This is a genomic window from Kribbella sp. NBC_01245 (assembly GCF_036226525.1).
GTDB lineage: Bacteria > Actinomycetota > Actinomycetes > Propionibacteriales > Kribbellaceae > Kribbella.
Genome location: NZ_CP108487.1, coordinates 8,050,055 through 8,074,815, shown reverse-complemented (window position 1 = coordinate 8,074,815; position 24,761 = coordinate 8,050,055). Strand labels below are relative to the sequence as shown.

21 protein-coding genes are annotated in these 24,761 nt (G+C 66.7%); 9 read left to right on the top strand and 12 right to left on the bottom strand.

Annotated features, from left to right (window positions below):
• Positions 1–48: 48 nt before the first annotated feature.
• Positions 49–1,410: a Pup--protein ligase gene (pafA, locus tag OG394_RS37180; protein ID WP_328991985.1), complete on the bottom strand. Its 1,362-nt coding sequence runs from the start codon at positions 1,408–1,410 to the stop codon at positions 49–51.
• A gap of 712 nt (positions 1,411–2,122) precedes the next feature.
• On the opposite strand from pafA, the gene OG394_RS37175 reads away from it, so the two are divergent.
• Positions 2,123–3,391, top strand: a complete 1,269-nt coding sequence (locus OG394_RS37175; RefSeq protein WP_328989086.1) for an IS110 family transposase — start codon at positions 2,123–2,125, stop codon at positions 3,389–3,391.
• Positions 3,392–3,806: 415 nt separating this feature from the next.
• Here the strand turns inward: OG394_RS37175 and OG394_RS37170 are convergent, their stop codons facing one another.
• The 5 genes from OG394_RS37170 to OG394_RS37150 are packed head-to-tail and all read right to left on the bottom strand — an operon-like array spanning position 3,807 to position 8,673.
• Positions 3,807–4,550, bottom strand: coding sequence for a pseudouridine synthase (locus OG394_RS37170; RefSeq protein ID WP_328991983.1), 744 nt, complete (start codon positions 4,548–4,550; stop codon positions 3,807–3,809).
• A complete protein-coding gene (gene scpB / locus OG394_RS37165) occupies positions 4,543–6,414 on the bottom strand; it encodes an SMC-Scp complex subunit ScpB (protein WP_328991982.1) in 1,872 nt (623 codons plus the stop codon). Before scpB ends, OG394_RS37170 begins: the two co-directional genes overlap by 8 nt.
• Positions 6,411–7,460 (bottom strand): segregation and condensation protein A, encoded by a 1,050-nt coding sequence (locus OG394_RS37160; RefSeq protein WP_328991980.1) that lies wholly within the window; start codon positions 7,458–7,460, stop codon positions 6,411–6,413. Before OG394_RS37160 ends, scpB begins: the two co-directional genes overlap by 4 nt.
• Positions 7,457–7,783, bottom strand: a complete 327-nt coding sequence (locus OG394_RS37155) for a hypothetical protein (RefSeq protein WP_328991979.1) — start codon at positions 7,781–7,783, stop codon at positions 7,457–7,459. The genes OG394_RS37160 and OG394_RS37155 overlap by 4 nt, the downstream gene beginning before the upstream one ends.
• Positions 7,768–8,673 (bottom strand): ParA family protein, encoded by a 906-nt coding sequence (locus OG394_RS37150; protein ID WP_328996907.1) that lies wholly within the window; start codon positions 8,671–8,673, stop codon positions 7,768–7,770. The genes OG394_RS37155 and OG394_RS37150 overlap by 16 nt, the downstream gene beginning before the upstream one ends.
• Before the next feature lie 652 nt (positions 8,674–9,325).
• Here OG394_RS37150 and OG394_RS37145 point away from each other — a divergent pair.
• Positions 9,326–10,042, top strand: coding sequence for an SMP-30/gluconolactonase/LRE family protein (locus OG394_RS37145; RefSeq protein ID WP_328991978.1), 717 nt, complete (start codon positions 9,326–9,328; stop codon positions 10,040–10,042).
• Positions 10,043–10,343: 301 nt separating this feature from the next.
• Here OG394_RS37145 and xerD read toward each other — a convergent pair whose 3' ends face one another.
• Together xerD and ald are read right to left on the bottom strand one after the other, a co-directional pair.
• Positions 10,344–11,252, bottom strand: a complete 909-nt coding sequence (gene xerD / locus OG394_RS37140) for a site-specific tyrosine recombinase XerD (RefSeq protein WP_442914317.1) — start codon at positions 11,250–11,252, stop codon at positions 10,344–10,346.
• Positions 11,253–11,260: 8 nt separating this feature from the next.
• Positions 11,261–12,376, bottom strand: a complete 1,116-nt coding sequence (gene ald, locus OG394_RS37135; protein ID WP_328991977.1) for an alanine dehydrogenase — start codon at positions 12,374–12,376, stop codon at positions 11,261–11,263.
• Between the two features lie 313 nt (positions 12,377–12,689).
• On the opposite strand from ald, the gene OG394_RS37130 reads away from it, so the two are divergent.
• The 4 genes from OG394_RS37130 to OG394_RS37115 are packed head-to-tail and all read left to right on the top strand — an operon-like array spanning position 12,690 to position 15,792.
• A complete protein-coding gene (locus tag OG394_RS37130; RefSeq protein ID WP_328991976.1) occupies positions 12,690–13,430 on the top strand; it encodes a phosphotransferase in 741 nt (246 codons plus the stop codon).
• Positions 13,431–13,455: 25 nt separating this feature from the next.
• Positions 13,456–14,328 carry an alpha/beta fold hydrolase gene (locus OG394_RS37125; RefSeq protein WP_328991975.1) on the top strand — a complete coding sequence of 291 codons (873 nt, stop codon included), beginning with the start codon at positions 13,456–13,458 and terminating at the stop codon, positions 14,326–14,328.
• Between the two features lie 43 nt (positions 14,329–14,371).
• Positions 14,372–15,205 (top strand): LLM class F420-dependent oxidoreductase, encoded by an 834-nt coding sequence (locus OG394_RS37120; protein ID WP_328991974.1) that lies wholly within the window; start codon positions 14,372–14,374, stop codon positions 15,203–15,205.
• Between the two features lie 11 nt (positions 15,206–15,216).
• The gene (locus tag OG394_RS37115; RefSeq protein WP_328991973.1) at positions 15,217–15,792 is read left to right on the top strand and encodes a hypothetical protein; all 576 of its coding nucleotides are present in this window, start codon (positions 15,217–15,219) and stop codon (positions 15,790–15,792) included.
• Positions 15,793–15,795: 3 nt separating this feature from the next.
• Here OG394_RS37115 and OG394_RS37110 read toward each other — a convergent pair whose 3' ends face one another.
• The gene (locus OG394_RS37110; protein WP_328991972.1) at positions 15,796–16,227 is read right to left on the bottom strand and encodes a cupin domain-containing protein; all 432 of its coding nucleotides are present in this window, start codon (positions 16,225–16,227) and stop codon (positions 15,796–15,798) included.
• Between the two features lie 34 nt (positions 16,228–16,261).
• On the opposite strand from OG394_RS37110, the gene OG394_RS37105 reads away from it, so the two are divergent.
• From OG394_RS37105 to OG394_RS37095, 3 genes are all read left to right on the top strand, one after another.
• Complete coding sequence (locus OG394_RS37105; RefSeq protein WP_328991971.1) at positions 16,262–16,864, top strand: hypothetical protein; 603 nt, start codon at positions 16,262–16,264, stop codon at positions 16,862–16,864.
• A 312-nt stretch (positions 16,865–17,176) separates the two neighbouring features.
• Positions 17,177–20,554 (top strand): GH92 family glycosyl hydrolase, encoded by a 3,378-nt coding sequence (locus OG394_RS37100; RefSeq protein WP_328991970.1) that lies wholly within the window; start codon positions 17,177–17,179, stop codon positions 20,552–20,554.
• 15 nt (positions 20,555–20,569) lie between these two features.
• A complete protein-coding gene (locus OG394_RS37095) occupies positions 20,570–21,289 on the top strand; it encodes a peptidylprolyl isomerase (protein WP_328991969.1) in 720 nt (239 codons plus the stop codon).
• Between the two features lie 35 nt (positions 21,290–21,324).
• Here OG394_RS37095 and OG394_RS37090 read toward each other — a convergent pair whose 3' ends face one another.
• From OG394_RS37090 to OG394_RS37080, 3 genes are read right to left on the bottom strand one after another with little or no spacing between them, the layout of a single operon-like run.
• The gene (locus OG394_RS37090) at positions 21,325–21,972 is read right to left on the bottom strand and encodes an NUDIX hydrolase (RefSeq protein ID WP_328991968.1); all 648 of its coding nucleotides are present in this window, start codon (positions 21,970–21,972) and stop codon (positions 21,325–21,327) included.
• Complete coding sequence (locus OG394_RS37085; RefSeq protein WP_328991967.1) at positions 21,972–23,708, bottom strand: CTP synthase; 1,737 nt, start codon at positions 23,706–23,708, stop codon at positions 21,972–21,974. Before OG394_RS37085 ends, OG394_RS37090 begins: the two co-directional genes overlap by 1 nt.
• A 21-nt stretch (positions 23,709–23,729) precedes the next feature.
• Positions 23,730–24,755 (bottom strand): glycosyltransferase family 4 protein, encoded by a 1,026-nt coding sequence (locus OG394_RS37080; RefSeq protein ID WP_328991966.1) that lies wholly within the window; start codon positions 24,753–24,755, stop codon positions 23,730–23,732.
• Positions 24,756–24,761 lie beyond the last annotated feature (6 nt).

Genomic DNA, 24,761 nt, shown 5'->3' with positions numbered 1-24,761 from the left:
AGGCCACCCAGCGTGGCCCGGCAAACCGTCTGTGTGAGAACGCTTGCCCTACATGCTGGCGATGAGCTTCTCGACCCTCTCGTCGTGCGACTTGAACGGGTCCTTGCACAGCACAGTGCGCTGCGCCTGGTCGTTCAGCTTGAGGTGCACCCAGTCGACCGTGAAGTCGCGACGACGCTCCTGGGCCCGCTTGATGAACTCGCCACGCAGTCGCGCCCGCGTCGTCTGCGGCGGCACGGACTTCGCCTCGAAGACGCGCAGATCGTCGACGACCCGGGTGACCGCGCCCTTGCGCTCGAGCAGGTAGTACAGCCCGCGCGGGCGGTGGATGTCGTGGTACGCCAGGTCGAGCTGCGCCACCCGGGGGCTGGCCAGACCGAGGTTGTTCTGCTCGCGATAGCGCTCGATCAACCGGTACTTGATCACCCAGTCGATCTCCCGCTCGATCCCGGACAGGTCGCCCGACTCGATCGCCTTGAGGCAGCGCTCCCACAGGTTCAGCGCGCGCTCGACGGCCGGCGTACCCAACTCGCGGCGGTCGACGAAGTCGCGCGCCTTGGTCAGGTACTCCCCTTGGATGTCCAGCGCGCTGGCCTCGCGGCCGTTGGCGAGCCGGACCTCACGGCGGCCGGTCATGTCGTGGCTGATCTCACGGATCGCCCGGATCGGGTTGTCCAGGGTGAGGTCGCGCATCACGATGCCGGCCTCGATCATCCGCAGCACCAGGTCGGTGCTCGCGACCTTGAGCAGCATCGTGGTCTCGGACATGTTCGAGTCGCCGACGATGACGTGCAGCCGGCGGAATCGCTCGGCGTCGGCATGCGGCTCGTCGCGGGTGTTGATGATCGGGCGGGAGCGCGTGGTGGCGCTGGAAACGCCTTCCCAGATGTGCTCGGCGCGCTGGCTGACGGAGTAGACCGCACCGCGCGGCGTCTGCAGCACCTTGCCGGCGCCGCAGATCAGCTGCCGCGTGACCAGGAACGGGATCAGCACGTCGGCCAGTTTGGCGAAGTCCCCATGGCGGCTGACCAGGTAGTTCTCGTGGCAGCCGTACGAGTTGCCGGCGGAGTCGGTGTTGTTCTTGAACAGGTAGACGTCACCGAAGATGCCCTCGTCGTGCAGCCGCTTCTGCGCGTCGACCAGCAGGCCCTCGAGGATCCGCTCGCCGGCCTTGTCGTGGGCTATCAGGTCGGTGACGGAGTCGCACTCACCCGTCGCATACTCCGGGTGGGACCCCACATCGAGATAGAGCCGGGCCCCGTTGCGGAGGAAGACGTTGCTGCTCCGCCCCCAGGACACGACTCGCCGAAACAAGTACCGCGCCACCTCGTCGGGGGTCAGTCGGCGCTGACCGCGAAAGGTGCAAGTGACGCCGTACTCGTTCTCCAGGCCGAAGATTCGCCGGTTCACAGTCCCCACCCTACGTCCCGCCTCCGACACTTTGGCGTCGTCCCAGGCGCGCCGTCACCCCATCGTTGCCGTTCCCCCCTTTGCCCCACATGCGTCCCGCCCCCACGCCGCCCCCTGCCACGGTCGGACGCGGAATGCGAACGCGCGGGCGAATCTGGGGATAACCCTCCCGCGAGGTGCCTTGTTACGTCGCGCCTCTGCAACCACAAGGAGGCACCTCGCGGGAGAGTTATCCCCAAATTGGCCCAGGCGTGTGCGGTGCGGATCTCGGTGCCGGGCGCTCGACGTCCACAGGCCGCATTCCGCGTCCGACCGTGGGTAGGGGTTTCCACAGGCGAACCGCATTCCGCGTCCGACCGTGGCAGCGGTATCCACAGGGTGGACCAATTCCGCGTCCGACCCTGCGGGTTCGGCTGTGGAAAGACCTGCCACGGTCGGACGCGGAATACGAATGCGCGGGCGAATCTGGGGACAACTCTCCCGCGAGTCTGGCACTGCTCTGGTGGGCGGCCCGTTCCGGGCTGAAAATTGGGGTGGTGCCCGTTGACGCCGTATCACTGTGGTTCGTTTGAGGCCGTCCGCGAGTCGGGCGCCGGGAGTTGCGTTGTGGGCCTTTCAGTGTTGCCTTTGAGCACGCGGACTAGATTCGCCGGATCCTTGCAGCTCCTGCGGGCACCGTGTTTGCCGGTGCGTTGTGTGGAGGTGGGTTGTGGTGCTGGAGCAGACGCAGGATGTCGAGGAGATCATCGCGCGGGTCGCGGCGCTGGACATCGGTAAGGCCGAGTTGGTGTGTTGTGTGCGGATTCCGGATCCGGGCCGGCCGGGGCGCCGGTTGCAGGAGGTGGACCGGTATTCGACGATGACGCGGTCGTTGTTGCGGCTGGCTGACCGGCTGGTCGAGCTGGGGGTGTCGCGGGTGGTGATGGAGGCGACCTCGGACTATTGGAAGCCGCCGTTCTATCTGCTGGAGGCGGCCGGGTTGGAGACCTGGCTGGTGAACGCCAAGGATGTGAAGCATTTGCCGGGTCGGCCGAAGACCGACCGGCTGGATGCGGTGTGGTTGTGCAAGGTGGCGGAGCGGCAGATGCTGCGGGCCAGTTTCGTGCCGCCGTTGCCGATCCGCCAGTTGCGGGATCTGACCCGGTATCGGGTTGATTTGGTGAACGCGTGCACTGCGGAGAAGAACCGGGTGGAGAAGCTGCTGGAAGATGCCTGTATCAAGGTGTCGGTGGTCGCGTCGGACATTTTCGGGGTGTCGGGGCGGGACATGCTGGCCGCGCTGGCCGGGGGTGAGCGGGACCCGAAGGTGCTGGCGCAGTTGGCCCGGTCCCGGATGCGGGCCAAGATCGGTGACCTGGAAGAAGCCTTCACCGGATACTTCACCGACCACCACGCCTATCTGCTGGCCAAGATGCTGGCCCGGATCGACCAGATCGAAGCCGATATCGCCGACCTCGAAGACAGGATCGGCGACCAGATCGCCCCTTTCGCCGAGGCGGTGGAACGACTCGATGAGATCCCCGGCATCGGGCGGGTCACCGCGCACGTGATCATCGCCGAAATCGGGACCGACATGACCCGGTTCCCCACCCCGGGCCACCTGGCGTCGTGGGCCAGGTTCGCCCCCGGGGTTAAAGAATCGGCCGGGAAGAAGAAAGGCACCGGCGCCACCGGCCACGGCAACTCCTACCTGGCCCGGGTCCTGGGCGAGGCCGCCGTCTGCGCCGGTAAAACCGACACCTTCCTCGGCGAACGCTACCGGCGCATCGCCAGACGCCGCGGCCGCAAGAAAGCCATCGTCGCGGTCGGCCGCTCCATCCTGGTCATCGTCTGGCACCTGCTATCCGATCCCGACGCCCACTTCCACGACCTCGGCCCCGACTTCTACGACAACCGCATCAACCCCGAACGGAAACGACGCAACCACGTCCGCCAACTCCAAGCCCTCGGCTACAACGTCACCCTCGAACCCGTCGCCTGACCACCGAGCACACAACCTCCCGGCTCCGCTGCGCTCCGCCGGAACACACGCACGCCCCAACACAGTCATTTTCGGACTAGGTGCCTTGTTGCGTCGCGCGTGTGCAAACACAAGGAGGCACCTCGCGAGAGGGTTTTCCACAAATTGGCCCAGGAGTGTGCGGGTCGGACCTTGGTGCCGTGGGCTCGGCGTCCACAGGTGAGGCCGCATTCCGCGTCCGACCGTGGCAGATGTACGGGTGCGGCCCGCACTTCGCGTCCGACCGTGGCAGCGGTATCCACAGGTGAGCCGCATTTTGCGTCCGACCGTCGCAAGCGTTTGCCCGCGAGTGGACGCGTATGGCGTGGCCGCCTGTGGGGAGGGCGCGAGAGGGCGTCCCCCGGGGGCGGGCGGCGGGTGAGGTGGGGGCGGGGGGTTAGAGGTTTACTAGGTCTAGGAGTTGGCCTAGTTCTTTGTCGGTTAGTTCGCGTAGGTCTCCGGTGTGGAGGTTGCCTCGGCGGACTGGGCCGATCGCGGTACGGGTCAGGCGTTTGACCGGGTGGCCGACTTCGTCGAACATGCGGCGGACGATTCGGTTCCGGCCCTCGTGGAGGGACATCTCGATCAGGGTTCGGCCGCGGATCGTTGAGACGACCTTGACCGTGTCGGCCTGGGCGAAACCGTCTTCCAGTTTGACGCCGTCGAGGAGGCGCCGCAGCACGACGGGTTTGACGTTGCCTTCGACTTCGGCGACGTACGTTTTGGAGACCTCGTACGACGGGTGGGCCAGGCGGTGCGCGAACTCGCCGTGGTTCGTCAGCAGGAGCAGGCCTTCGGTGTCGGTGTCGAGTCGGCCGACGTGGAACAGCCGCTCGTCCCGTTCACCGGTGTAGTCCGCGATGCACGGGCGTCCCTGCGGGTCGGACATGGTGGTGACCACGCCGCGGGGCTTGTTCAGGACGAGGTAGACGTGCGCGGTTACGGGTGGAATGCGTTCGCCATCGACGCGGATCACCGAGACGGCCGGGTCCACTCGCAGCCCGAATTCGGTGACGACCTCGCCGTCCACCTCCACCCGGCGCTGCTCGATCAGGTGCTCGGCGGCCCGTCGGCTGGACACGCCTGCCTGCGCGAGGGCCTTCTGCAACCGGATACCGCCGGGCTCGTTCGTCTCAGTCATCAGTCCGATTCGACCACGCCGAGCCGCGTTCTTCCGCATCCACAGTCCCGAACGCCTCCCCCGCGTCCTCTCCGGCCCCTACTCCCCCACGCTCCCCGCCAACCTCACCAACGCCTTCTGCCTCGATCTCCCCCTCGGCTCCGGCCTCACCCTCAGCTTCGTCTCCGGCCTCGGATTCGGAGTCCTGCGCGTCATCGGCGTCGGACTCGGAGTCCAGCGCAGTATCAGCCTCGGACTCCACGCTGGCCGTGTCCTCGTCCTGGCGCTCGTGATCGGACTCGGCTTCCGCTTCAAACCCGGCGTCGCCTTCCGATTCGGCGACTTCAGCACCGTCAGCGGCGTCGTCGACTTCAGCGAGTACGGCGGCTTCGGTCGCTTTGGCGAACTCGGTCTCTTCGACGGCTTCGATCGCTTCGGAGGACTCGGTCTCTTCGGCGACTTCAGCAGGTACGGCGGCTTCAGCGGCTTCCGTTGCTTCGGCGGCTCCGGTCGCTTCGGCGGGCTCGGTCACTTCGGCTGGCTCGGTCACTTCGGTGACGTCAGCAGGTACGGCGGCCTCGGCGGATTCCGTTGCTTCGACGGTTCCGGGCGCTTCGGCGCCTTCGGTGAGGTCGGTCGCTTCGGCGGAGTCCGTGGTTTCGGCGGCTTCGGCGGAGGGGTTGCCGGCTTCGGCGGAGTGGTCCGCTTCCGCCTCGGCCGCGGTGACCTCGATGTCGGCCGCGGCGGCTGGGGCGGCGGCTTCGGCCTCGGGGGCGGCGGCTGCGGCGGCTTCGCGGTCGAGGTTGTCGAGTTTGTCCTGGGCTGCCTTGTCCTGGGCGGCCATCTCGTCTTCGACGTCGTCCATCTCGGGGAGATACGGCGCGAGTTCGGGGAGATCGTCGAGGCTTTGCATGCCCATTCGCTCGAGGAAGTACGAGCTGGTGCGGTAGAGCGTCGCCTGCGATTCGGTATCCGCGCCGGCTTCCTCGACCAGCCCGCGCGTGACGAGCGTCCGCATCACGCCGTCCACGTTCACGCCACGGATCGCCGAGACGCGCGCACGGCTGACCGGCTGCTTGTACGCGACGACCGCGAGCGTCTCCAGCGCCGCTTGGGTCAACCGCGACTGCTGGCCGTCCAGCACGAAGCGCTCGACAAAAATGGCCGACTCCTCACGGGTGTAATACCGCCACCCACCGGCGACCTCGCGCAGGTCGAACCCACGGCCCTGTTCGGTGTACTCCCCGGAAAGATCGGCCAGCGCCCCCGCGACATCAGCAGTCGGACGTCCAACCGCACGAGCCAACGTCAGCACCGGCAACGGCTCATCGGTCACCATCAGGATCGCCTCGAGCGCCCGCCGCATCGTCTCGTCATCGATGACGACCTCGGGCTCGACCGGCAACTCTCCCGGCTCCAGATAGTCCTTGTCCTCAGCGGCATCCGCCTCAGCCTCGGGATCAGCCGCAACAACAGCCTCATCGACCTCAGCCGGATCCGCGTGCTCCGCAGCCACCGCGGCCGGCACATCCCCACCCGGTCGCCACTCCTCCGCCGACACCGCCCCAACCGCCGATTCCCCCGACTCGGCAACAGCGCCCGCGTCGTCGGCCTCGCCCGGGTCAACGCCCGCAGCGGGACCAGCCCGTACGTCGTCCTCCGCCGCCTCGGTTTCGGCAGCCTCGGCCGGATCGACGGCCGCGGCTTCGTCGGACCCGGACTCGACCGGGTCGGCGCCAGCGGCGGGATCAGCCTGTACGTCGTACTCGGCCGACTCGGTTTCGTCAGCCTGGACGTCGTACTCGGGCGTCTCGGTCGCGACGGGCTCTTCGGCGCCGGGTACGACAGAGGTCTGGTCGGTCGAGGCGTCGTGTTGTTCGGTCACTGGTCTTCCGTCTCGTTCGGTCCGGGCGTCGCTTCTCCGGCCTCACCCGGCGCAGGGTCGGCCGCGGTCGCGCCGGCCCCTTCGTCGTACTGCGGCTCATCCACATCAACATCGTCTTCGGTGAGAACGGCAAGCGCCTCGAACTCCGGCTCCGGACCGGCGTCGACCGATTCGGCATCCTCAGGCGCCTTGGCCTCCTCGTCGAACTCGGCGCTGACCAGCACGTCGCCTTCCTCACTACCGGTCCAACGAACCGTCAGCTCACCAAGCGGCGTCACCTGATCAAAAGCCACAGCACTAGCGCGGAACAGCTCCAGCAGGGACAAGAACCGGCAGACCGTCGTCACCGTGTCCGGCGAATCGGCGATCAAGTCCCGGAAGGTCAGCGAACGCGAGAACCGCAACCGATCGACCACCACCAACGCCTGCTCCCGCACGGTGACCGAAGGCGCGTGCAAGTGCGTAAGCGAAACTTCCTCGATCGGCTTCGGCGCCAACGCCCGCGCGGCCAACGCCGCCAGCCCCGCCGGGTCGATCCCCAGCAGCACCTCGGGCAGCAGTTCGGCGAAGCGCGGTTCCATACTCACGGACCGGGCGAACCGCTTGGCCTCCTCGGCCATCCGCTGATTCACCAGTGCCGCGATCTGCTTGAACGCGCGGTACTGCAACAGGCGCGCGAAGAGCAGATCCCGGGCCTCCAGCAGCGCGAGGTCCTCCGCGTCCTCGACCTCGGCCTGCGGCAACAGCCGGGCGGCCTTCAGGTCGAGCAGGGTCGCCGCGACGAGCAGGAACTCCGAGGTCTGGTCCAGGTCCCACTTCGGTCCGCCCGCCTTGATGTGGGCGATGAAGTCGTCGGTGACCTGCGACAACGCGATCTCGGTGATGTCCAGCTTGTGCTTGGCGATCAACTGCAGCAACAGGTCGAACGGCCCGTCGAAGTTGACCAGATGAACGCTGAAACCCTTGTGCCCGGACGACGGCGGACTCTCCAGATCGACGGGAGCGTCCAAGTCGATCGGGAGAGCAGACGACGAACCGGAGGTCATTGCGCCCGGAGCCGTTGGACCAGGACCGAGTCGGGACCACGTTCGACGAAGTCGGCCAGTAGGACGTCGATCGCCTCGCGCACGATCCGGCCGCGGTCAGCGGCCAGCCCGTGCTCGGCGCGCAACGCCAGACGTGTCTGTTCGAGCCCGAGCAGTTCCTCCTCGGTCACGTACACGGTGATCTTCGTGTCGTGCCGGACCCGGCCGCTGGACTTTCGGTCCTCGGTCGCGGTGCCGTTCGTGGAGGGCTCGGGGCGTGTCTGCCTGGGTGCCGTGCCGCCGAAGAGTTCACTGGCACCCGGCAGGCTCACCCGGCGGGACAACGCGCCAGCACCTCCTTGGCCAGCTCGCGGTATTGGGACGCGGCGGACGAGGAAGGCGCGTACGTGGTGATGGGTTCGCCGACGACGGTCGTCTCGGGGAACTTCACCGTGCGCCGGATGACGGTGTGGAAGACGCGCTCGTCAAAGGCCTGGACGACACGGTCGAGCACCTCGCGGGCATGTGTCGTCCGGCCGTCGAACATGGTGCCGAGAATGCCCACGATCTCCAGTTTCGGGTTCAGACGGTCTTGTACCTTGCCGATGGTGTCGGTCAGCATGGCCAGTCCGCGCAGCGCGAAGAACTCGCACTCGAGCGGTACGACGATGCCGTTCGACGCGGTCAGGGCGTTGACCGTGAGCAGGCCGAGGCTGGGTGCGCAGTCGATCAGGATCACGTCGTACAACGGGATGATCGGCTCCAGCACGCGCTGCAGCGTGTACTCACGGGCGACTTCCTGGACCAGCTGCACCTCGGCCGCGGAAAGGTCGATATTGGCCGGCAGCAGGTCGAGGTTCTCCACCCGGGTCGGCCGGATCACCTCGTCATGGCGGATGTCGCGCTGCATCAGCAGGTTGTAGACGGAGATGTCCAGGTCGTGCGGTTGCACACCCAGCCCGATCGACGCCGAACCCTGCGGATCGAAGTCGATCAGCAGCACCTTGCGGCCGGTCTCGGCGATCGCGGCGCCGAGGTTGATGGTCGTGGTCGTCTTACCGACGCCACCCTTCTGGTTGCACATCGCGATCACCTGCGCCGGACCACGACGGGTCGGCGGCAGGATGTCCGGAAGGTCGGGCATGGGGCGACCGGTGGGTCCGATCTTGTTCTTCACACCGGCGGTCGCGGTCTCCACATCCTCTGCGGTCAGCTTCGGGGTCGGTCGGGGCATCTCGGCGTAACCGTTGGGCGGGCTGACCTGCCGCGCCTGGGTCTGTCCATCGCTCACGGGCTCGGCACGCACCGGCTCAGGGCTCAGTGGCTCCGTGCTCGGTGACTCGATGCTCGCGGGCGCGATGCCCGGGGTCTCGGTATTCGGGTTCTCGTTAAGGGGTAACTCGCTGGTGCCGTGTTCGTTACTGCTGTGTTCGGAATTGCCGTTTTGGTGGTACCCGGGATGGCTGTAATCGGTGGTGATGGGCGGGATCTGGCCGGTGTGCGGGGCCTGGGCAGACTCGGTCGTCGACAGCGGTGTCACCTGCGACGGGGTCTGCGGGGTGCCCGGGTATGTCGACTCGTTCACAACTCGTCAAACCTTTCCACCGATACGGGCGATCCCAGCGACTGTAGGCGTGCATTCAAGCACTCTCAAGCGGCCACTCCGTAGAGGGGTCAGGTCGTCCGCTGTGGGATGACTTTTCCGCCCGCCAGGCGGGTTCCACCGCACGGGGTGTTCGCGCGGCTGCAGCCTGCTACCACCCAACGCTGCACCGGCTCGTACGACGGGCGTCAAAGCCGATCGGTCGCCGGATGTCGAAAATCGCGCGGCGGCTTCTACTCCGGTATGAAGGCGCCACCAGGGTGCCCGAGCGAGGGAGTTCACCATGTCCGAGTTGTCCGCCTTGATGACCGAGTTGGTGATGGTCGAGTCGCCGCGCTGGCACGACGGCCGCCTCTGGTTCTCCGACTGGGGTGCGCGGCAGCTGATCGCGGTCGACCTGGAGGGCCGGAGTGAGGTCGTACTGGAGATGCCGTCGATGCCGTTCTGCTTCGACTGGCTGCCGGACGGCCGACTGCTGGTGGTATCCGGCGGCGAGTCCCGGGTGCTGTGCCGCGAGCACGACGGTTCGCTGACGACGTACGCCGACCTGTCCGGCGTATCCACCCACCCTTGGAACGAGATCGTCGTCGACCAGCAGGGCAACGCCTACGTGAACTGCATCAACTTCGAGTTCCCGTACGGCGAGTTCCAGCCCGGCGTCATCGCGCTGGTCACCCCCGACGGCAGCGTCACCCAAGTAGCCGACAACGTCGCCTTCCCCAACGGCATGGCCCTAACCCCAGACGGCTCGACCCTGATCGTGGCCGAGTCCTACGCCGACCGCCTCACCGCCTTCGACGTCACCCCCAACGCCACCCTGACCAACCGCCGAATCTGGGCCGCCCTCCCCGACGGCGCCGCCCCAGACGGCATCTGCCTAGCCGCTGACGGCACGATCTGGTACGCCTCCGTCCCAAAGCAACAATGCGTCCACATCCGCGAAGGCGGCGAGATCCTCCAACCATCAACGTCGACCGCGGCGCCTTCTCCTGCGCCCTAGGCGGCCCAACCGGCCAAACCCTCTTCATCACCGCAAACCACTACGGCCCCGACATGCTGACAACCCGATCCGGCCAAATCCTGACCACCACGCCGTCCTAACGCCCACACGTAAATGAACCAACGTCCGCCAGGTTGCTTTTGCCGCGAGCGGTCCCCCTTTTCGTCCGCGAGTGGTCGCATCTGGTCCGCGCGGCGCCCAACCAGGCACCCACATCCCCGGACCAGATGCGACCACTCGCGGACGAAAAGTAAAGGGGGGCCACTCGCTGGCCAACAAACACAGCCGCTCGCTCGCCCGGCTAGAGGGCCCTTGGATGGGTGGTGGCGTAGATTTCGCGGAGTTTGTCGACGGTTACCAAGGTGTAGACCTGGGTGGTGGTCACCGAGGCGTGGCCTAGGAGCTCTTGGACGACGCGGACGTCGGCGCCGCCGTCGAGGAGGTGGGTGGCGAAGGAGTGGCGCAGGGTGTGCGGCGAGATCTCCTTCGCGATCCCAGCCTTCGCGGCCGCGCGGCGCAGAACCGTCCACGCGCTCTGCCGAGACAACCGACCACCTCGCGCATTAAGAAAGAGCGCATGACTGCCCCGCCCTCGCGACACCAACTCGGGCCGAGCGCGGACCTTATAAGCAGACAGAGCCTCCAACGCGTACGACCCCACCGGTACGACCCGCTCCTTGCCGCCCTTGCCACGCAGCAAAACCGCGCCGGCCTCGATGTCGATGTCGTCCACATCCAGCCCGACGGCCTCAGAGATGCGCGCGCCCGTCCCGTACAAGAACTCGAGCAGCGCCGCATCCCGCGCGTTCAACACGTCCTCCCCCGCGGCCGCGTTCAGAATGCGCGTCACCTCATCAACCGACAACGCCTTCGGCAACCGCTGCGGAGGCGGCGGCGGCTTGACCGCGGCGGCCGGGTCCGTGCCGGTCAACCCCTCGCGCAAGCAAAACCGGTGAAACCCCCGCACCGCCACGACACTCCGGCCCGCGCTCGACGTGGTGAGCGGCGGGTGGTCCGCATCCCCCTCGCGCAAACGCATCAAGAAGCCCGAGACGGAGGCCTCCGAAATCCCGGACAGCTCGGAAACCGAGGCCTCCGCCAGGAATCCGACGTACCGCTTGAGATCACGGCGGTACGACGCGAGGGTGTTGGCCGCCAGCCCGCGCTCGACCGTGAGGTGGTCGAGGTACGAGCTGACGGCCCGGGTGATCTCCGTGCTCAGGCCAGCACCTCGTCGAGGCCGACATGGTCCAGGTCGTGTGCGTCCGCGACGGGCCCGTAGGTGACGTGACCGTCGTGCGTGTTCAGGCCGAGGGCCAGGCTGTGGTCCTTCTTGCACGCCTCGCGCCAGCCGAGGTTGGCCAGCTCCACGGCGTACGGCAAGGTCACGTTGGTGAGTGCGTGCGTGGAGGTGTTCGGTACGGCGCCGGGCATGTTCGCGACGCAGTAGAACAACGAGTTGTGCACGCGGTAGACCGGATCGGCGTGCGTGGTCGGGCGCGAGTCCTCGAAACAGCCGCCCTGGTCGATCGAGATGTCGACGAGCACGCTGCCGGGCTTCATCCGCGAGACCAGTTCGTTGCTGATCAGCATCGGCGCCTTCGCACCGGGGATCAGCACGGCGCCGATGACCATATCCGCGGACAGCACGGCCCGCTCGACCTCGAACGCGTTCGACGCGACCGTCTGCAGGTGGCCCTGGTAGATCCGGTCGGCCTCGCGCAGCCGGTTGATGTTGCGGTCGAGCAGCTGCACCTCGGCCTGCATCCCGAGCGCGATCGCGGCCGCGTTCATGCCGGAGACGCCGGCGCCGATGACGACGACCCGGGCCGCGTGCACACCGGAGACACCGCCCATCAGGATGCCGCGACCGCCACCGGTACGCATCAGGTGGTAGGCACCGGCCTGCGGCGCGAGCCGGCCGGCGACCTCGCTCATCGGCGCGAGCAGCGGCAGCGACCCGTCCGGGGCCTGCACGGTTTCATAGGCGATCCCAGTCGTGCCGGACTTGAGCAGCGCGGAGGTGCAGTCCCGGCTGGCGGCCAGGTGCAGGTAGGTGAACAGCACCTGCTCCTTGCGCATCCGGTGGTACTCCTCTTCGACCGGCTCCTTGACCTTCAGCACCAGCTCGGCGTCGGCCCACACGTCGTCGGCGGAGTCGAGGATACGAGCTCCCGCCGCGACGAACTCGGCGTCGGGAATGGATGAGCCCTCGCCGGCTTCCCTTTCGATCAGAACCTCGTGTCCGTTGCGCACGAATTCGTGCACGCCCGCCGGGGTGATGGCGACCCGGTACTCGTGGTTCTTGACTTCCTTCGGTACTCCGACCTTCACAACTTGCCCTTCTGTTCGGGTGAGCGGCTCACGGGATTTCGTGGCACCGCGGCCCAGCCGGAATGAGGGGTGATACCGCTAGGTCGCTGCCGAGTGTAAGCCTCCAAGGTCCATACCACCGGACGGGATGGTCTGTTCTTAACGCGACGCGCACACGGCCGCCCTGCAGAACGATTACACTCCTGTATGACGCCACGGCGGTCCGTGAGGTTTGCTCCGACTCCACGCCAATTCCCCAAGTTCTGCGTCGTTTCCGTGATTCTTAGCGAAAATTTTGCGTGCGCTTTTACATCACAGCTCGAAGGGTTGACCAATGGAAGAGATCGCTCTGCCCGGCGGCAACGTTGGCGGCGCGGTGCGCGTTGGTGACACCGTGCGACGACCTGCCGGGCCGTGGACACCCGCTGTGCACGGGCTGCTCCAGCACCTCGCTGACCACGACCTGTACGGCGTACCGCGGGTGCACGGGTTCGACGACCAGGGCCGGGAAATCCTCGACTTTCTGCCAGGTGATACCTACACAGAGCCACCATCGGACGACGTGCTCGCGGCGGCCATGCGCTGGCTGAGGGAGTACCACCGCGTGGTCGCGTCGTACCGGCCTGTAGGCGTCATCCAATGGCGTAACAGCCGTGCGGAGCTAGGGCCGGACGAGATCGTCTGTATGCACGACTTCGGCTACTACAACTGGGTCGGCGACAAGTCCGGGTTCGTCGGCGTGATCGATTGGGACATGGCCGGCCCCGGCAAACCGCTGGACGACATCGCGTTCGCCGCATGGAACACAGCACCCTTGTACGAGGCACCACTGGCCGCGTCGTACCGGGCTGCGCGTCTTCGCTTGATGGCGGATGCGTACGGCGGTGTCGACCCACTGGAGATCCTCAAGGGCGCTACCGCTCGCGTTGCGCGTTCGGTGCGGGTCATCCGGGCAGGGCAGGCCGCTGGCGATCCCGGCATGCTCAACCTGGCCAAGGTCGGTGAGCCCGAGCGGACCGAGCGGCAGCTGGCCGGTCTCGAGGAGCGGATTCCGGAGATCGCCGCGCATCTTTGAGGTTTTCAGGGGTACTAATTCCTTGGTGTTCGACGACTTCGAAGTGCAGACGATCCGGTTGGCCCAATTCGACGTGCGCTGCCGGATAGGCGGCTCCGGCCCGCCACTCCTGCTACTGCACGGATTCCCGGAGTCCCACGTCATGTGGCATCTGGTAGCGCCTGAACTGGCTAAGACCCGCACTGTCGTGTTGCCGGACTTGAGGGGGTACGGCGGTTCCGGGCTGCCACTGGTCGATTCGGCCGAGGCCTATTCCAAAAGGGCGATGGCGGCCGACCAGGTCGAACTGATGGGCAGACTCGGGCATGACCGGTTCGAGGTGGTCGGGCATGACAGAGGCGGCCGGGTCGGCTATCGGCTGGCACTGGATCATCCGGCGTCCATTTCCCGGCTCACCGTGCTGGACATCGTGCCGACGGCCGACATGTGGCGTGCCGCCGAGAAACAGCCGGACGAGCTACAGCGCGAGTGGCACTGGAACAAGCTCTCCAGGGCATGTCCAGTGCCAGAGGACGAGATCAACCGCGATCCCGCGGAGTACCTGTTCCCGAACGGCAGTCCGGCGATCTCGGGACATCCCGTCGACGTACATCCGGGTGCGCTCGCCGACTACGTCTCGGCCGCGCTGAAGCCCGAGGTCGTGCACGCGATGTGCCAGGACTACCGCGCAGGTGCCTCGGTGGACCGGGACCACGACGAGGCCGACCTGGCCGCCGGGAGGAAGATCGTCTGCCCGGTGCGGGTCTACTGGGGTGATTCCGGCGACCTGCCGCAGTGGTTCGACGTACTGGAGGTCTGGTCGCACTGGGCGGCGGACCTGGACGGTAAGGGCCTGCCCTGCGGGCACTTCATCCCCGAGGAGGCACCTCGGGAATTGCTCGCGGTGCTAGCCGGTTGATCGCCTCGTGGTGGAATGAACCCACCGACGAGAGGAGCAGGGCGTGACGGTCGAGCTGGGGCGGTTCGGGGTCTGGCATCAGTGGCACAAATGGACTCCGGAGTTGGCCCAAGGGCTGGAGCAGCTCGGATATGGCACGTTTTGGCTCGGCAGCTCTCCGACAGCTGATCTGCAGGCCGCGGAGAACCTTCTGAAGGCCACCAATTCGGTGGTGATCGGCACCAGCATCGTGAACATGTGGACGTCGAATCCGGCCGAAGTCGCCGCGTCGTACCACCGGCTCGTGGACGCCTATCCGAACAGGTTCATCCTCGGTGTCGGCATCGGCCATCCGGAGCAGAGCGCGGTCTACAGCTCGCCGTACGACAAGGTCATCGAGTACCTGGACGCCCTCGACGAAGGCAAGGTCCCGGTGGCCGGCCGGCTGCTCGCGGCCCTTGGCCCGAAGGTGCTGAAGGTCGCCGCCGAACGAACCGCCGGCGCCATCCCGTACCTGACGACGCCGGAGCACACCCGCGAGGCCCGCGAGCTGATGGGGCCGAACGCGCTGCTGGCTCCGGAGCACAAAGTGGTGCTGGAGACCGACGACGACATCGCCCGGTCGATCGGCCGGCCGTACGTCGAGAAGCCGTATCTCGGGCTGACGAATTACCGGAAGAACCTGCGCCGCATCGGTTATGCGCAGCACGATATCGACAACGGCGGCAGCGACCGGCTGATCGATGAGCTGGTCCTGCACGGCAGCGCTGTCGAGATCAGCGACGGCCTGACCGCGCATCTGGAAGCCGGTGCCGATCACGTCGTCATCCAGCAGCTCGGGCACACCGATCTCGATCTGCTGCCTGGTTACGAGGCGCTCGCGACGGTGTTGTTCTGAGTTTTCGCACTATGGATGAGTTTCTGGTCGAATTCTGCCGAAGTGGCACCTTCGGTCCGCTGGTCTTGGGTATGTCACCAGCGGACGTGGTGCAGCTGATCGGGGAACCCAGAAGGATCAAGAACGGGCAAGGTGACGATTGTTTCCAGTCGTACCGCTACTGTCCGGTTGAACTCAGCAAGCGCCGGGACTCTCCACTTGAACTCAGCATGAGGTGCTTCAGCAGGGATTCCACGACCCGGCGTGGGGCTGGACTGGACCTTGCGCTCGCCGCCATCACCATCACGTTCACCGGCGATCAACCGCTGATCCTGCCTGAGGCGATCACGCCGCGACCCATCGCATCTGTCGGAAAGCTGCAGCTGGCGGAAGTGCACGGCCTCCTGACCGAGCACGGCGTCGAAGTGACCCGCAGCCACGAGCAAATGCTGAGGCGGCCCCTCGACGCAGCACTCGTCCACGTGATCAGCCACGCGGACGGGTTCGTCTCGCAACTGAAAGTCGGTTGGTGGCCTAGGCCAGGCGGCTGGTTCTACTCCGAAGAGAACGAGACCGGCGGCTGGGTGACTGGTCCCCCGACGCCGTAGCTCTTAACGCAGTTCGAAGTCGGCGAAGTCGAAGCCGGGTGAGACCACGCATGAGACCAGCACCTCGACGTCACCGGCCGGGCGGGCGGCTTGCCATGCCCCGGCCGGTACGACGGCTTGGGGGTGCTGGCCGTTCGCCACATCGGGCCCGAGCACGATCGTCCGCGGATCGCCCGGGTCGTCCCCGCTGCCGCCAAGGGTGAGCTCCAGCGGGCCGCCGGAGTGCCAGAGCCAGATCTCGGCCGACTTCACCCGATGCCAGCGCGACTCCTCCCCCGGTGCCAGCAGGAAGTAGATCGCCGTCGCCGACGCGCGCCCACCGTCGTACCCGGGCGGCTCGAAGCTGACGACCGACCGCCAGGTCTCGCGAAACCACCCGCCCTCGGGATGCTGCTCGAGCTCCAGTGCAACCGCCAGCGCGGGCTTATTCGTCATGCCTCAGACGTTATCGAGCGGCACAATGAGCGCCGTGACCAGTCTCAGTGAGTACCACCAGCGACTCCCGTACGGCGAGCGTGTGCCGGTCGATCCGATGCTCGAAAGCCCGTTCTTCCCCTTCGAGGGCGACATCCAGGTGAAGCCGCTCGCCGAGCCCGTGCTGCCCGAACCGCCTCGGGCCGGGGAAGAGGGCGGGCACCCGTGCCACAGCTGCTCAGAGCCGGAGCGCGACGTGATCTGGCGGGATGACCAGTGGCGGCTCCTGGCCGGCCTGGAGCCGACGGGCCTGCCGATGATGGCGCTGCTGGTCCCGAACGAGCACTACCGGCTCGACAATTTGCCGCCGGAGTTGCTGGCCACGCTCGGCCCGATGCTGCAGCGCACGACCGAGGCCGTACGGCGCATCGACAGCGTCGCGCGGTGCCACTTCAACCGGTGGGGCGACGGCGGCTCGCATTTCCATGTCTGGTTCCTCGCCCGGCCGCTCGGGCAGATGCAGTTGCGTGGCCCGATGATCGCCGCCTGGTCGGACCTCTTGCCGGCGCTCCCCGACGAGGAGTTCCGCGCCAACGCCCGCACCGTCGCCACCGCCCTCGCCGAAATCTCCGGCGAACCCCGCGGCGCCGCCGCCTAGTCCATCCGCCGGTCGTACTGCGTGGCGAGGGAGCGCGGTGGACCCCTTCTTTGCGTTCATTCGTCGGAATCCGCCCTCTCAACCTCAGCGGACCGGCACAGGATCGCGACGGGAAGAGGGCGGATTCCGACGAATGAACGCAAAGAAGTTGGTTGCGGAGCGGGGTTGAGGCGTAACGGAAAGTCTTGACGTGAGGCCGGGAGTCGGGTTTCCTTTGCTGACAACGATGTCACGCCGCCCGTGCCGTCGCTGCTTGGTCGCTGATCGCGGCGAGGCTGCGACGTGTCCCGATGTCGAAGGTGGGGAAAGCCCGTGAAGGGTTCACTTTTTGCCGTACGCCGCCGCGCTCAAGCCGTGCTGGCTGGCTCACTCGTCCTGGCGATCGCCCTGGCCGCACCGGCCGCCGGTGTTCCGTCGCCTGGCGTCCCGTCCACTGTTGACCGGGATCAGCCGACGCATCAGCTGGAGCGTGGGGCTCAGCTGGATGTACCGTCGCGGATCACGACCAGTTCGGCCGATCCCGTCGAGCACGTTGACCCGCTGATCGGTACGACGAACGCCGGCAACGTCTTCCCGGGCGCGGTCGTCCCGTTCGGGATGTTCTCGTTCAGCCCGGAGAACAGCCGCGGCAACCAGTTCCGCACGGCGGCGCCCGCGGGTTATCTCTACACCGCCACCAAGATCCGCGGCTTCAGCCTGACGCATATGTCGGGCACGGGCTGCGCGGGTGGTTCCGGCGACATCCCGATCTTCCCGCACGCCGGTACGGTCGAGTCGTCGCCGCAGACGGACAACACCGACTCGGTTTACGCCAGCAAGTTCTCGCACGCCAACGAGATCGCCAAGCCCGGCTACTACAAGGTCGGCCTCGACTCGGGTGTGACCGCTGAACTCGGCGCGACCGCCCGTACCGGCTCTGCGCGTTTCGCCTTCCCTGCCGACAAGCCGTCATCGGTGCTGTTCCGTGTCGCCAACTCCGAAGTAGGCAGCAGTGACGCCGAGGTGCGGGTAGACCCGGCAACGCGAACTGTCAGCGGCACTGTGACCAGTGGCAACTTCTGCGGCTACCTGGCGACGGTAGGCCAGCGTAGTTACTACAAGCTCCACTTCGTCGCACAGTTCGATCAGCCCTTCAGCAACCACGGCACCTGGACGAACAACGTCGTACAGCCCAGTGGTCTCGTAGCCCGCGGCGGTTCGACGTACGGGACTAACGGCTGGATGCCCGCTGGTAAAGGCTCTGGCGCATACCTGGGCTTCGACGCCAAGACGGTCAACATGCGCGTCGGTATCTCCTACGTGAGTACGGCGAACGCCAAGGCCAACCTCAACGCGGAGAACCCGGCAGGGACCACGCTGGAGTCTGTAACCGCCAAGGCGAAGCAGGCCTGGCACAAGCAGCTCAAGCGGGTAGAGATCACCGGAGGAACTACCGACGAGCGGACGACCTTCTACACCGCGCTGTACCACGCGTTGCTGCACCCGAACCTGTTCAGCGATGTCAACGGCCAGTACTGGGGATTCGACCAGCAGGCTCATCGCGTCAGTAAGGGCCAGACCGCGCAGTACGCCACGTTCTCCGGCTGGGACGTCTACCGATCACAGGTACAACTACTGGCGTTCCTAGAGCCGAAGATCGCGGGCGATGTCGCGCAATCCCTGCTGAACCAGGCCAACCAGAACGGCGGCGTCTGGGACCGCTGGACTCACGCCTCGGGCAGTACGGCGGTGATGACGGGCGATCCGTCGGCTCCAGCACTCGCAGGAATCCACGCGTTCGGCGGTACGAACTTCGACGTCAAGGCCTCGCTCAAGTCATTGGTGAAGGCCGCGACCGTGCCAACGGCCAAGGACCTCAGCTCTGCCGGTAAGCCGGTCATGTCGATCGGACAGCGCCCGTCGCTCGACAAGTACCTCGCGCTTCACTACATCCCCACTAAGTCCAACGCCTGGGGTGGCGCGGTAGAGACGCTTGAGGACGTCACTGCCGACTTCGCGATCGCAGAGCTGGCTAGACGTACTGGTGACAGGGCGACGTACGACAAGTTCCTCAAGCGGTCGCAGTACTGGCAGAACGTCTTCAACCCGGGAGCTGGTGGCTACATCCAGAACCGGGACGAGAACGGCGCCTGGCCGGCCTTCGTACCTGAGACCGGTGACGGCTTCGCAGAGGGCAGTAGCGCCCAGTACACCTGGATGATCCCGCACAACCGGGCAGGCCTGTTCGACGCGATGGGAGGCGTTGACGCGGCCAACAAACGGCTCGACGCGTTCTTCCGCAACCCTGACGGCTCCTGGGCGTTGACGCGCGCGGGTGCGCTCCACGCCGAGATGGACAACGAGCCGTCGATCAACGTGCCGTGGACGTACAACTACAGCGGCCAGCCGTACAAGACGCAGGAGACTCTCCGCGAGTCCATGAAGCAACTCTGGAACGCGGGAACCGGCGGTATCCCCGGCAACGACGACCTCGGTGCGATGTCCTCGTGGTACGTCTGGACCGCCCTCGGCCTCTACCCGCAGGTGCCGAGCCGTGCGGAGCTCCTCGTGGCCGGACCACTCTTCCCGAGCGCGGTCGTCCACCGCGACAACGGCCGTACGGTTCGCATCAACGCGCCCGGCGCGACCACCGATACGCCGTACGTCCAGAGCCTGAAGGTCAACGGCAAGACCACCAGCAAGACGTACCTGCCGGAGTCCTTCGTCACCAACGGCGGCACGCTCGACTTCAAGATCGGCGCCACCGCGAACACGTCGTGGGGTAGCAAGCCGAATGACGCGCCGCCTTCGTGGCGTACCGGCGAGCTGCCGTACCAGACATCAACCAGCACCAGTCGAATTGTCGTAGCGCCCGGTACGACCAGCACCGAGCCCGTGGTGATCAAGGCGCATCGCCTGAGCGGTAAAGCCAGCACTGTGAGCTATACCGTCACCACGCCGGCAGGGCTAATCGCTAAGCCTGCAAGCGGTTCCTTCGCCGTAGACCAGACCGGTAGTGCCTCAGTGTCGATTGAGGTCGCACCGGGCACCCCTGACGGCCGGTACGACGTATCGGTGGCACTGACCGCTGCAGACGGTACGGCGCTCCCCCGGCTCGGGTTCTCGGTTGTAGTTGGTGAACCGAACACGATGGCCGTATTGCGCGATGGCGTGGGTATCTCGGATGACGCGGGTGACCACGAGGAGGCCGACTACGACGGTGGTGGCGTCAGCTATTCCCGGCAGGCGCTTGCGGCGGCTGGACTAACCGGTGGCGGCACGACGACGCAGCAGGGTCTGACGTTCACGTGGCCCGGCGTACCGGCTGGTGATCCCGACAACGTCGCCATGAACGGGCAACTCCTCAACCTGGACGTGCCGGCCACTGCGACCAAGCTGGCGTTCGTCGGCAGTGCGGTCAATGGCAACCAGGAGGACAAGGCCACGCTGAAGTACGCCGACGGCACGACCGAGGAGGTCGACCTGTCGTTCAGCGACTGGACGCTCGGTGGCGGCGGCGACACCGTGCACTTCGGCAACCTGGTCATCGCGACCACGCCGTACCGGAACCAGTCCGGCGGAGGCAAGGACAACGTGGCGACGCATATCTTCGCCACCAAGCCGTTTGACTTCCCGGCAGGCAAGCGGCCCGTTAGCGTGACGCTGCCGGGCAACACCAGCCTCCGGCTCTTCACCGTCGCCTATTCCTGAGGGAGATCCCCTGACATGCGAGTAGCCCGAACAATCGCTGCCACCGCCCTGGCCGTAACTGGGTTGGTGGCGACTACTGGCACGACGTACGCAGCAGACATTCCTGAAGTGACCAAGGGCCCCTGCAAGTACACCGAGACCCCGGACGACCCGGCGGCTCGCCCTGTATCGCTGCCGCCCGACCCGGCTCACACGCCGGACAGGGGCAAGGTGACGGTCATACTCGCCACCAACCAGGGCCCGATGCTCTTGTCGCTAGACCGGGCCAAGGCGCCCTGCACGGTGCAGAGCTTCCTCCACCTGGCCAAGAAGCGTTTCTACGACTTCACCACCTGCCACCGCCTGACGCAGTACCCGACGCTGAAGGTGTTGCAGTGCGGTGACCCGAGTGGCACCGGCGAGAAGGGCCCGGGCTACCGCTACAAGGACGAACTGCCCACTGACCTTCCCAACTGGCCGGACGACCCCACCGGCGAGCGCAAGATCTACGCCCGCGGCACCCTGGCCATGGCCAACGCCGGCCCCGACACCAACGGCAGCCAGTTCTTCCTGGTATTCGGCGACTCCCGCCTCCGCCCCAACTACACCATCTTCGGCTCGGTAGACCGCCTAGGCCTGGCCACCCTCGACCGGATCAACGCCGGCGGCATCAAGCCCACCCCCGAAAACCCGGCCCCCGTAGACGGCGCCCCCAACCTAAAAACCGACATCCTCCTAGCCCGCCGCACCGGCTGACCTAAGCGGCCCCTGCGCACCCAAGCGCAGGGGCCTCAGGCGTCTTTGGCCGGCCAGGGGGCGTTGGCTGGGCGGAGGGAGGCGAAGCCGGTGGTGTGGAGGGTGGTCCAGGCGGCTAGGGCGCCCATTACTAGGACTGGGTTGTGGAGGTCGCCGGCTAGGACGGCCTTGACGACGTCTGCGAGGGGCGCCCAGACGACTTCCATGTCGGCTTCCTCGTGGAGGCGGTCGTAGACCTCGTCGGCGGCCGACAGCTCGCGGGCCAGGAAGATGCGCACGGCCTCTGACGTCAGGCCCGGTGAGGTGAAGGCGTCGACCAGGACGCGCCAGTCGGCGGCCTTGGTGGCGGCCTCCTCCCAGAGCTCGCGCTCGGCGCCGATTCGGTAGTCCTCCCCCTGTACGTCGAGGAGGCCTGCCGGTGGCTCGAGCAGCCGGTGGCGGACCGGGTGGCGGTACTGCCGGACGAGCAGCATGCGCTCGTTCTCGTCGAGCGCCACCACGCCGACCGCGCCGGGGTGTTCGACGATGTCGCGGGTGAACGCCTCGCCGGACGCCGGTTCGATCCGGTCGCGACGGACCGAGATGACCCGGCCCGTCGCGTGCACGATCTCGGATTCGGTCACCGGCCAGGACTCGGCCTCGTCCCGCAGGCCCGCGCCGAACCGGAGCTCAGGCTGATCCATCAGGCCTTCGCCGCCGACGCCTTGGCGGCCTTCTTCACCGGCGGAACCGGCGCAGCCGACCCAGCAACAGGCGCTTCAACGGGAAGACGCGATTCACGCTGACGGACCAACGCTGCCGAGATCAGGCCGGAGAACAGCGGATGCGGCTTGGTCGGCCGTGAGCGCAGCTCCGGGTGGGCCTGGGTGGCGACGAAGTACGGGTGCAGCTTGCGGTCCAGCTCGATGAACTCGACCAGCTCGTTGTCCGGCGACGTACCACTGAAGACCAGACCGGCCGTCTCCAACTTGTCGCGGTAGGCGTTGTTGACCTCGTAGCGATGGCGGTGACGCTCCTGGACCGACGGAGCGCCGTACAGCTCGCGCACAATCGAGCCCTCGGACAGGTTCGCCGGGTAGAGGCCGAGGCGCATCGTGCCGCCGAGGTCGCCCGCGCCGGAGACGATGTCCTTCTGCTCTTCCATGGTGGCGACGACCGGCTGCTCGGCGTCCGGGTCGAACTCGCTGGAGTTCGCCTCGGTCAGACCGGCCAGGTCGCGAGCCACCTCGATCACCATGCACTGCAGGCCGAGGCACAGCCCGAGGATCGGCGTACCGGACTCGCGGGCGAACCGGATCGCGCCGATCTTGCCCTCGATGCCACGCACGCCGAAGCCGCCGGGAATGCAGATCGCGTCCACGTCGCCGAGCAGCTTCGCCGCGGCCTCGGGCGTCGCGCACTCGTCGGACGCGATCCAGCGCAGCTGCACCTTTGCGTCGTTGTTGAAACCGCCGGCGCGCAGGGCCTCGGCGACCGAGAGATACGCGTCGGGGAGGTCGATGTACTTACCGACGAGCGCGACCGTGACCTCGTCGGCCGGGTGGTGCACGACCCGGAGCAGCTCGTCCCAGCGCGTCCAGTCGACATCGCGGAACGGCAGGTTCAGCCGCCGAACGACGAAGGCGTCCAGGCCTTCGGAGTGCAGCACCTTGGGGATGTCGTAGATGCTCGGCGCGTCGACCGCGGCCACGACGGCCTCGACATCGACGTCGCACATCAGCGAGATCTTGCGCTTGACGCTGTCCGGGATCGGGCGATCCGCGCGGCAGACGACCGCGTCGGGCTGGATACCGATCGAGCGGAGCTGGGCCACCGAGTGCTGCGTCGGCTTGGTCTTCAGCTCACCCGACGGCGCCAGGTAGGGCACCAGCGAGATGTGCAGGAAGAAGACGTTGTCGCGGCCGACATCGTGACGGACCTGGCGGGCCGCCTCCAGGAACGGCAGTGACTCGATGTCACCGACCGTGCCGCCGATCTCGTGCAGGACGACATCGACGTCCGGACCGGCCATGGCCAGCATCCGGTCCTTGATCTCGTTGGTGATGTGCGGGATCACCTGGACGGTGTCGCCCAGGTACTCGCCGCGACGTTCTTTGGCGATGACCGAGGAGTACACCTGGCCGGTGGTGACGTTGGCGACCTGGGAAAGGTCGCGATCGAGGAAACGCTCGTAATGTCCGATGTCCAGGTCGGTTTCGGCGCCGTCATTGGTGACGAACACCTCGCCGTGCTGGAACGGGTTCATGGTGCCGGGATCCACGTTGAGATACGGATCCAGCTTCTGCATGGTGACCCGGATGCCGCGTGCCGTCAGCAGACTGCCGAGGCTGGAAGCCGTCAGCCCTTTGCCTAGGCTGGAGGCGACGCCACCGGTGACGAATACGTGCTTGGTCTGCTGCGAGAACGAAGCTCTGTCCACGGGCCTTCAGCCTACCTGCTCTCAGGGGGTGCTCGTGACCAGACCCGCATAAAGCGCGAGCAGATCGCGGGCGACATCGTCTTCGTCCGGCCACGTTCCGGCCAGCTTCAAGCCTCGATCCCGTAAGACGGAGGCTGTTTCCGGGTCCGCCACAAGAGTTTGTACGCCGACCGCGAGTGCGGGCGTGTCGCCCGCCGGCGCGAGCAGAGCCGCCTCCCCCACCAGCTCGGGGATTCCGCCCACAGCAGTCGCCACAACCGGCACGCCGACTTGCAGGGCCTCCTGGATCACCAGAGCCCGGGCCTCCCAGTGCGAGGTGAGCAGGAAGACGTCGGCTGCACGGAGTAGATCGCCCACATCGTCTCTGTGACCGAGCAGGCGAACCGGAAGGCCTTCCGCATCGATACGCGCCTGCAGCTCCTCCTGGAGCGGCCCGCCGCCTACGACAGCGAAAACGACTTCTGGCTGCTTAGAGCCGACAAGCGCCGCCACGTCGAGCAGTGTCGAGTAGTCCTTCTGCGGAGCGAGCCGCCCGACCGAGAGCACCAGTGGCGCGTCCCCGATACCAAGCTTGATGCGTACAGCCTCAGGCGACGTACGGCTCTCAGAGACGGCTGGAGCGGCCACAGGCGCCAGGCGAACGTCCTTGGCACCTAGACCACGGGCAAGGTCTACCAAGTCGGTAGAGGCGCCCAGGGTGACGTCTGCGCCACGTGCGACCAGACGCTGACCTAGCCGCATCACAAAGCCCTTGAAGCCCTTGGTGATCACAGCGTTGTGCCACGTGACTATGAGTGGGCGGAGACGCGTACGGTCCTGCAGCGCCGTCATCCCGGCTCTGTAGCCATGCGCATGCGTTACGTCGCAACCACGCAGACCTGCCGGGTTGGAGACCATAAGAGCTTGGCCGAAGTCGAAGTGATCGGCAGTACCTGGCGGTGCGCAGACGACCACCTCATGCCCGGCCGCGACGAACCTGGGCACCAGGGAGGCAACGTGCTGCCCTATCCCGCCTCGGGACTCGGCCAGCACCAACCCAACGCGCATTCGGCG